This window comes from Psychrobacter sp. CX21, from assembly GCF_057396255.1.
The window spans coordinates 111,071-120,383 of the sequence record NZ_JBXYJG010000008.1 but is presented as its reverse complement, the minus strand read 5'-3'; the positions used below and the strand labels follow the sequence as shown (position 1 = coordinate 120,383).

The 9,313-nt window shown below is 35.7% G+C and carries 9 protein-coding genes; 4 read left to right on the top strand and 5 right to left on the bottom strand.

Annotation, left to right across the window (positions count from 1 at the left end; genetic code table 11):
- Window positions 1-38: 38 nt before the first annotated feature.
- Together AC2SLP_RS06520 and AC2SLP_RS06515 are read right to left on the bottom strand one after the other, a co-directional pair.
- Window positions 39-1,126, bottom strand: a protein-coding gene (locus AC2SLP_RS06520) for an IS3 family transposase (RefSeq protein WP_486535860.1) whose coding sequence is annotated in 2 segments (ribosomal slippage) — window positions 39-874 and window positions 874-1,126 — 1,089 coding nt in all. Because the reading frame shifts where the segments join, the coding sequence is not laid out codon by codon here.
- A 184-nt stretch (window positions 1,127-1,310) separates the two neighbouring features.
- The gene (locus tag AC2SLP_RS06515) at window positions 1,311-1,640 is read right to left on the bottom strand and encodes a TraR/DksA family transcriptional regulator (protein WP_486535859.1); all 330 of its coding nucleotides are present in this window, start codon (window positions 1,638-1,640) and stop codon (window positions 1,311-1,313) included.
- A gap of 268 nt (window positions 1,641-1,908) precedes the next feature.
- Here AC2SLP_RS06515 and AC2SLP_RS06510 point away from each other — a divergent pair, with 268 nt between their 5' ends.
- The 3 genes from AC2SLP_RS06510 to ruvA all read left to right on the top strand — a co-directional run bounded on the left by AC2SLP_RS06510 (window position 1,909) and on the right by ruvA (window position 4,867).
- Window positions 1,909-3,114 (top strand): phosphoglycerate kinase, encoded by a 1,206-nt coding sequence (locus AC2SLP_RS06510; RefSeq protein WP_486535858.1) that lies wholly within the window; start codon window positions 1,909-1,911, stop codon window positions 3,112-3,114.
- Window positions 3,115-3,398: 284 nt separating this feature from the next.
- The gene (locus tag AC2SLP_RS06505; protein WP_486535857.1) at window positions 3,399-3,773 is read left to right on the top strand and encodes a hypothetical protein; all 375 of its coding nucleotides are present in this window, start codon (window positions 3,399-3,401) and stop codon (window positions 3,771-3,773) included.
- A 461-nt stretch (window positions 3,774-4,234) separates the two neighbouring features.
- Window positions 4,235-4,867 (top strand): Holliday junction branch migration protein RuvA, encoded by a 633-nt coding sequence (gene ruvA, locus AC2SLP_RS06500; RefSeq protein WP_486535856.1) that lies wholly within the window; start codon window positions 4,235-4,237, stop codon window positions 4,865-4,867.
- A 106-nt stretch (window positions 4,868-4,973) separates the two neighbouring features.
- Here the strand turns inward: ruvA and AC2SLP_RS06495 are convergent, their stop codons facing one another.
- Both AC2SLP_RS06495 and AC2SLP_RS06490 read right to left on the bottom strand, forming a co-directional pair.
- Window positions 4,974-6,167, bottom strand: a complete 1,194-nt coding sequence (locus tag AC2SLP_RS06495; protein WP_486535855.1) for an acetylornithine transaminase — start codon at window positions 6,165-6,167, stop codon at window positions 4,974-4,976.
- 173 nt (window positions 6,168-6,340) lie between these two features.
- A complete protein-coding gene (locus AC2SLP_RS06490; RefSeq protein WP_486535866.1) occupies window positions 6,341-6,532 on the bottom strand; it encodes a DNA gyrase inhibitor YacG in 192 nt (63 codons plus the stop codon).
- A 430-nt stretch (window positions 6,533-6,962) separates the two neighbouring features.
- On the opposite strand from AC2SLP_RS06490, the gene AC2SLP_RS06485 reads away from it, so the two are divergent.
- On the top strand, window positions 6,963-7,655 hold the full coding sequence (locus tag AC2SLP_RS06485) for a class I SAM-dependent methyltransferase (protein WP_486535854.1): 693 nt from the start codon (window positions 6,963-6,965) through the stop codon (window positions 7,653-7,655).
- Window positions 7,656-7,758: 103 nt separating this feature from the next.
- Here the strand turns inward: AC2SLP_RS06485 and AC2SLP_RS06480 are convergent, their stop codons facing one another.
- Complete coding sequence (locus AC2SLP_RS06480; RefSeq protein WP_486535853.1) at window positions 7,759-9,222, bottom strand: ABC1 kinase family protein; 1,464 nt, start codon at window positions 9,220-9,222, stop codon at window positions 7,759-7,761.
- Between the last annotated feature and the right edge of the window lie 91 nt (window positions 9,223-9,313).

Here is a 9,313-nt window from a genome sequence, read left to right as displayed (position 1 = left end):
GGAAATACCCCCATATTTAAAACACTAAATAAGTAGAACTAAGCTGCCATATTAAGTTTCTGAATCGGCGTAAAGCCACCATTACCCATATTGGGTCTCTCGTTATTATAGTGATTGAGCCAAGCCTCAGCCTGCTGTCTCACTTGCTCTAAACTATTAAACAACTCCTGATTAAGCCAATCATAACGAACTGTTTTATTAAAGCGCTCTACATAAGCATTTTGCTGAGGATTGCCAGGCTCAATGTATTCGATAACAATACCTTGCTCAGTTGCCCAGTCTTTTAAATCATTGCTGATATATTCAGGGCCATTATCACACCTGATTTGATCAGGTTTGCCACGGCATTCTATTAGCTGATTTAAACTGCGTATGACTCTTTGAGCTGGTAGTGAGAAGTCGACCTCTATGGTTAATGCTTCACGATTAAAGTCATCAATGACGTTAAAGAGTCTAATGGCTCTACCATCGGTTAAAGCATCGTGCATAAAGTCCATGCTCCAGCTTTGATTGATATGAGTTGGTACAGCAAGCTTTTGTGGTTTGTCTCGCTTAATACGGCGTTTAGGCTTTATTCTTAAGTTTAATTCAAGCTCACGGTAGATACGATAAACACGCTTATGGTTGTAAGGTAGTCTGAGTACATTTCTTAAGTATAGAAAGCATAGCTTAAAGCCCCAGTTTTTATGGTCGTTTGTCAGATTAATCAACAGCTTGGCTATTTGCTCATTATCATCCGCTGTCTTTGGCTGATAGTAATAGCAGGTTATGCTGATGTTAAAGATCAGACAGGCCAAGCGTACGCTAATGGCTCTGGCTTTGATGTAATGCTCAGCAAGCTCTTTGCGCCTAGACGGCGCTACCACTTTTTTGACATGGCATCCTGTAAGATGTCTGATTTTAGACGCTCTTCAGCGTACATCTTCTTTAAGCGAGCGTTCTCAGCTTCTAATTCTTTAAGACGGGTAATGAGTGAGGCATCCATACCACCGTATTTGCTCCTCCATTTATAGAAGGTGCTCTGACTTATATTGTGTTCACGTAATATGTCACTGACGGGTACGCCTTGTTCTGCTTGTTTGAGTATGTTAACAATCTGTGTGTCGGTAAATCTTGATTTTTTCATGTCGAAATCTCCTGCTAGTATTTTAGCAGTTAGTTTCTACTTTTAGGTGTTATTATTTTTTGGGAGGATTACCGATGCATAAATTATAAAAATTATAGATTCATATATAATAAAAAGAGTGCTGATTTCAGCACTCTTATTTATTGATATATATTTTTTAATAATCTTTTATAATATTGAATACTTAAGAAGCATGTTCCATACACAATGTCGCATAAGGTACAGCTTCAAGACGTTTTTGTTCTATATCATCACCGCAGACAGTACATTCACCATATGTACCATTTTCCATTCTACTTAAAGCATTTTTCACATCAATTATACCTTGCTCCGCTTCAGCAAGTAAGCTTTTGCGCATGTCATTTTCTCGAATTGATATGGCTTGATCATCCCAATGTTCATTCAGTTCATCTTGCGGATTATGAATATGATCCTCAATCTTATCAATACGATCTTGATATTCTTTTTCAAGCTTAAGTAACTGTTGTTTAACTTTGTCATAATCGATACTCATTTAAAATCTCCTTAAAATAGTAACTTGTTAAATATTAAATAATTATTGGTATTTTTGTTAGTAAAATATTTAATACTGTCGCATAAGAATATCACTCAATAGCATATTTATCTTTTACAGAACGTAATTGGCTAACCTTTGAGATAATATACTTTTGATATGAAAAACTCTTTATCCTTTTATATTGCTACCTATAAATATGTTAAAATCTTTAAAATAATTAAGCTCAAACCATCCACTTATTATAACAATACATGTAGGCGAGAATATGACTTTTAACCGTATGGAAAATCAAGATTTAGAAGGTAAAACTGTTTTAATTCGTGAAGATCTTAACGTGCCTTTAAGGGACGGCCTCATTTCAAATGATGCCAGATTACTATCGAGTTTACCCACTATAAATCTAGCCCTTCAAAAAGGTGCAGCGGTTATCGTATGTTCACATTTAGGCCGTCCAACAGAAGATGTTTACGAAGACAAATTTTCGTTAAAACCGGTTGCAGAATACCTATCTGATAAATTAGACCAACCTGTTACCTTAGTTAAGGATTATTTAGATCAAGAGGTCCACATTCAACCTGGAGAAGTCAAATTACTTGAAAATGTTCGTTTTAATGTGGGTGAAAAAAGTAATAACGAGGCTTTGTCTAAACTATACGCCAGTCTATGTGATGTGTTCGTAATGGATGCATTTGGTACTGCACATAGAGCACAAGCGTCGACAGAAGGGGTCATTCAACAAGCTGCCAAAGCTAATAAAGTCGTTTGTGCTGGGCCTCTTTTGGCTACTGAATTGGATGCCTTGCAAAAAGCCCTTAATGAACCTGAAAAACCTTTAGTAGCTATTGTCGGTGGTTCAAAAGTATCAACTAAATTAGATGTATTAAAAAGCTTGGCTGAAATATGTGATCAAATAATTGTGGGCGGTGGTATTGCTAATACCTTTATTGCTGCTAAAGGTCACTCTGTTGGCGCCTCTTTATATGAAGCTGATATGATCGAAACCGCTCAAAATATTATGGATCAAACTGAAATTTTATTACCTAAAAAAGTAGTAGTTGCCAATAAGAATGAGATTAATTTTGATGATTTTATAGGGTCTTTAAAATCTGCAACGCCGCTTAACCGTAATATTTCGGAAGTAAATGACGATGAAATGATCTTAGATATCTCTTCTGATTGTGCAAATCATATCTTTAAAGTAATCGAAAAAGCTAAAACTATATTATGGAATGGACCTGTCGGCGTATTTGAAGTAGACGCATTTGCAGAAGGTACTCGATTATTATCTGAAGCAGTTAAAAACAGTAATGGTTTTTCAATTGCTGGCGGTGGAGATACCTTATCCGCGATATATAAGTTCGGTGTGGAGGATGATGTAAGTTATATGTCTACTGGGGGCGGCGCATTTTTAGAATTCGTTGAAGGTAAGACACTACCAGCTGTGGCTGCTTTAAAAAGCAATAGTCTCTAGAATTATTTTATTAGTGTTAGTATTTGTCTAAATTATACAAAAACTAATGATTCTTGAATAAGTTATACTGCTATGAGTGAACCAGATTGTTTAAATGATAAATCAGACTCATAAATGCAGATTAATACACATATAAATATTTTATCAGAAGCTAATTTTGATTTATTCAGATTTATTCAATTAATCACTAACTTTTTGATTACGAATTGGTACTTGTAAAATTTATATATTAAACTTAGAATGCAATCGAATGTTTAAATGAATTTATTATCAAAGGATTAATTATGTCAATACGCAACCTATTTCTTGTTAGCATGGTAGCTGGTACGTTTGCTCTTACTGCTTGTAGCCAGCAAACTGATGAAGCTGCTGATCAAGATAATCATGAAGCCGCTGCTGAAAGTGCAGGCGACGATATTGCTAATGCTGCTAATAAGACTGCAAGTGCCGCAGAAGGTGCTGTTGCTGAAGCGGGTGATGCCGCTCAAACAGCTGGCTCTGTAGCAACTGGCGCGGCCATCAACGCTGGAGAAGCCATAAGCGAAGGTGCTTCAAATGTTGCTGATGGTGTTAGCAACAGTGCTACTGCAGTAGCAGAGTCTGTTGATGGAGCTACACATAATGAAGTTGAAGTAGTGGATGAGAACCAACAGTACTAATCATAACAATGTTTAATTTTTAACTATTGGTCGATTATACTTTATAATAAAAAGGGTCCTGAAATTTTAGGATCCTTTTTTTATTTATATTGATTTTTAGTGTTTAATAAATCTTGATATCGTTCATTTTTATATAAAGGTTTCGAATAATTTAACACTTAACTAAAGATTTAGTTATATAAAAATCATTCGGACTAACACGATTTTATATAAAGTTATGTCAATATAGAGTCAAGTCTATTTAGAGCTTGGTTTATACATGATGGTATTATTAAGCAGTTTAGAGATATAGTCAGTCTAGAAATATAGTCAGTCTACAAATATAGGCAGCATAGAAATATAGGCAACATAGAAATATCGACAATCACAATAAGAATAAAATTCTCTAAAACTTAGGATTATGTTAACTTCGTTATAAACATTTAAACTTAGCTTATAATAAATACGGAATAAACTTTTAAATGATTGGATTAATTGAAGGAAAAATTTGTCAACTCGCTGCCCCTCAAGTATGTCTTATGACCGCATCAGGAGTTGGCTATGAAATAGAGTTACCATTACCTGACTTTTGTCATTTACAGTTAGATGCTGATGTCGCACTATGGACGCATTTACACGTTCGCGAAGATGCACAGTTGCTATATGGTTTTATAAAAATGGCAGAGCGGGATGTGTTCAGACAATTAATACGCATCAATGGCGTTGGCGCTAAAATGGCTTTAGCAATGATGTCTACCATGACTGCTAGCGAGCTTAAATATAATGTGGAATCTGACAACGAAAGCGCACTGGTTAAAGTTCCTGGAATAGGTAAGAAAACTGCCCAAAGGCTATTGATTGAGCTTAAAGGTAAATTTGATAATATAGCGAACGATGATGGTTTATTTACAGATATCGACAAAGTAAATGACGCTAGTATAATTAATGAAGGTATGGTTCTGGCCGAGGTAGAATCCGCATTGATTAGTCTGGGATATCGCGAAAAAGAAGCGCAAGCTGCTATTAAATCCGCTCGCGCTACTGAAGAGGGTCAAAGCATAAATAGTACTCAAAAACTTTTAAAACTTTCCCTGCGTCAATTATCAACCTATTAAATCCAATTTGAAGAGTCTATTTATATTTCCTTGAAATAAATTCGCATTGATGAATTTTGACGTTAATAAATCTTAGCGTTGATATTCTAATAGCGTTTTCATAGACTCATGGATTTATTGTATGTTTAATGACTCTAGTAAGTCTTTCAACAATTTGCTCACTTTCTTCGCGGCTAATATTTAATGGTGGCAGCAGCCTGACGACATGACCGCCAGTAACATTTATTATCAAGTTTTCTGTATCACGAGCGTAGTCTACAACTAGACTACAGTCTGTTTGGCTTGGTAACACTATGCCCATCATCATACCAGTACCACGGGTAGTCACGCCTAATGATTTTAACTTATTGTATAAGCTTTGCTGAATAAAATCGCCCTCTGTCCTAGCATTGTCCATAACATTTGAATGGCTTAATAGATCGTATACCGTATATACAATACGACTACCAAGAGGCGTGCCGCCATAGGTTGAACCATGGCTACCAGCTTGGAACAAGTCTTTAGCACGTCCTTGCACCATACACGCACCTACAGGAAAACCATTGCCCAGTCCTTTAGCAGTCGTTAATACATCTGGTACCGCTTGACTGTGCTGGAATGCAAAATACTTTCCTGTGCGTCCATTACCGGTTTGGATCTCATCAAGTATGTATAGCCACTCATTTGTATCGCAAATTTGTTGAACTTGATCTAGATAGGCAAACCCATCTTTAGCAGTATTTAGTCCGCCTTCTCCCTGTATAGGCTCTAGTAGTACAGCAGTGATTTCAGAATGATCTTTAGCGGCTTTTCTTAATGCACCGGCGTCCCCAAATGGTACTCGGATAAAACTCGCATCTAACGTAAAAAAACCTTCACGTGCTTTAGGATTGGCTGTCGCTGACACCGTGAGTAATGTACGGCCATGAAACGCTTTATCCATGACAATAACTTTAGGGTTCTTATATCCTTTTTTATAACCATATAAACGGGCCATTTTTAATGCAGCTTCATTGGCTTCTGCACCACTATTGGAAAAAAATACAGAATCCATTCCTGCAGCAGTACATAAGGATTCAGCAGCCTTCTCTTGCCAATCTATCCTAAATAAATTACTGGTATGGACAAGTTCTGACGCTTGCAGTGTGATTGCTTCGGTAACTTTTGGATGGCAATGACCCAACCCGCAAACAGCAATCCCTGTTAAAGCATCTAGATATGCTGTTCCATCTTCAGTATATAACCAGCTACCACTACCTCTTTTAAAGCTGATGGGCTGAGGGGCATAGGTAGGCATAATATATGAATGAGAAGCTGACATTTAAATTCCTAAAGTTATTAAAATTAATGAGAAGTTATTAGCGTATATTAAGGCTTATTAAAGGTTGTTTAAATACTTCAGTACGTTATTAATCTACAAATTGGAATAATCGTTTATTGATTTAACAGAGGATTAGTCAACATATCCTGTATTTAATAGTATTCTAAATTTAATTAGTCCAAATCTTGATAAAAAGGAGAGTCTTCGGCAGGCACACGATAATCCTCATTGGCCCAAGCGCCAAAATCAATCAATTTGCAGCGATCGCTACAAAAAGGTTTATTAGGGTTATTCTGCCATTTAGTCTCTTTATTACATTGTGGACATGGATAGGTTTTGTGATCTGAGTGGATAGATTCGGTAATGTTATTAGCTTTGTATAGATTGTTCGGTGTATTCATAATAATCATCTTTATTAATAAGAAAGTTCGAATATATTTATTTCAACAAATCACTTTAACTACTGTTATTAAATTCGATAGACCCTACATTAACGTAATAATATACTGATTTCATTTAAGATATCGCGCCGCTGTGTTATATAATGATTCAGCTAAATTTGAAAATGGTGATAAAAAATTAGACAAATTGTATGCAAACTAGGGGCTGTCTGAATATTTTAAGCTTATTGAATACCATTGTTAAAATGATATTGTAGGAATGATATAGTTCGAATACCAGGGTACGAATTATAAAATCGTCCAATTATCATAGTATGAATTTATAAAAAGACAATTAAGATAATCAGGCGAATAAATAAATTATGCAAGTTATAAAGACGATAAGCGAGTTTAAATGAATACCAATAATATACGCTTATTTAAGCCAGAACAACTTAGACCACCCAGAGATTTTTGTGTCCCTAAGATTATCAAGAAAGTTATTGAAAATAATGACTATAATAAAAAAACTCCAATAGTATTAGAAATTGGAGCAGGGAAGGGGATGCATGCTATTGAATTTGCTAAAAATAATCCCGAAAAACACATCATCGCCATAGAACGAACTCAGAATAAATATTCTGCATTTGTTAATCAAATCGGAAAATTATCAGCATCCAATGTTAAGCTAAATAATCTAACGCCTGTCCATGCAGACGCCATACCATATTGCATATATGCTCTTCCGCCACGCTCGATAGATACCATCTTTATTCTATATCCTAATCCAGAGCAGAAAAATCCAAATCAGCAATGGCTAAATATGCCATTTTTTGAATTTTTATTATCTAGATTAAAAACCGATGGCGAAATTATTCTGGCTAGTAATATCGAGCCTTATATTGAAAACGCTTATGACCGCGTTGTAACTATGTGGAAATTACCGGTTCAAAAATTCGAAGTTAGTAAAAACAGTCAACGCACTCATTTTGAAATAAAGTATTTGGCACGTGGTGAGCAGTGTTGGGAAATTAATATACAAAAGCCAGAAAATTATAAAACCAGATTTGATGAATATTATTCAACTAGTTCTTTTAAAAGTGAATAAAATTAATAATAAATAATATTCGTTCAATTTTAACTTTATGTGCAGTTTCACTATCAACTATAATTCTAAGTTATGACAGTGGTATAACTTAGAATTATTTTATTTAACGTGGCGTCGTATTGATAGGAACAAATTTACTGATGGTATCGTATGTATTAGTGCGGGCATCCAGAACAGTTAAAAAGGTATAAGCACCAATAAACTTACGGCTTATAAACATAAACTCTTTTGGAGGTAAGCTGAATTCTCTAGATTGCATCGCGTTACTTGAAGCTTCTATTAAACGTTTGTGTAAATTACTATTCGCCCAATGATAATAGCCTTCGTCATCTATAAGGTCATTGGCAGTTTGTGATTGTAGTTTGGGCGATCTAAAGGGTTCTGTCGCTAATAAAAATACGTCTGCCATATTTGACTTAACTTCTGCGCTCATACTGTCAAAAAACTCATAACCCTGCATGGCATGAATCATCTGATCTTTATTATAATTAAATCCAGCTAACATTAAATTTCGCGCTATTTTTAAAAGATTTTCATCAAACTGGCGCATAGCTCCAAAATCTAATAAAATTAATTCATCTTTTCCATTGGGCTTATCTGCCGGTTCTGATCTAATCAAATAGTTACCAAAGTTTGGGTCAGTTTGCATTTCACCCCATACAAATATCTCATTCAACATAATATCAATCGCAGCTTTACCTAAGACATCGCGGCGTTGTTGAGATAATGCTTGTAGATTAGCGTCCGTAACCGGAACACCTTCTTCATAACTTAAGCACAAAAGCCTTTCGGTAGAATATTCTTCGAATACCTTAGGAACAACATAGCGCTCATCGTCCTTTAGGCGGTGATAGAAACGACTCGTAGTAGCCGCTTCAAGCTCATAATTTACTTCAACTTTTAGTAAGTCACTTATTTCATTAAACCATTCATCTAATGCTTTGGTTTGAGGTACCGCGTTTGTGACTTTTAGTAATTGTTTGAATAAGCTCAGGTCAGAGTCTATAGCATCAGCAACACCTGGATACTGTACTTTTAGCACCACTTCTTGTCCCGATGCTTTTATCTTGGCACGGTGAACTTGAGCAAGGGAGGCGGTACCAATTGGGTATTTTGAAATTTCAAGGTCATTAATACGATCACCAAGTTGCCGTCTTATCGTATACTCAACGGTAGACCAAGCCAAGCTTGCTGTACTATCATTTAAACGATGTAGGGCAGTGGTGATTTCAGGGTGTAAAAAATGCTCGCCATATAATGCCAACATCTGTCCAATTTTGACAACTGAACCTTTAAGCTTACCAAGCTCATCAGCAAGATAATTGGCCTGTTCTTTCATAAAGGCTTCATTTCTTGAAGCTTTTTGCTCTTTACTTAAAAACAGACCTGAAAAACTATTACCAGCCCAGCGGCGACCAAGGTTTAAGGATGTTTTGGCAATAGATAATCGTCTATCCAAACGAGTTGTTTTCAAGCTTTCCATTTCATTAGATGACGTAGAGGGCTGCGGGGTATTAGATTCGATATCTTGATTTTTAAGATCTTGAGTCGGTAACGAATTGGACATGTTTAAACCACAAAAGGTTAAGGCATCGGTTCAAATAACCAGACTGGTCTATTTAAAAGATGCATTAATTAAAATAGTACAAATAAAAGAC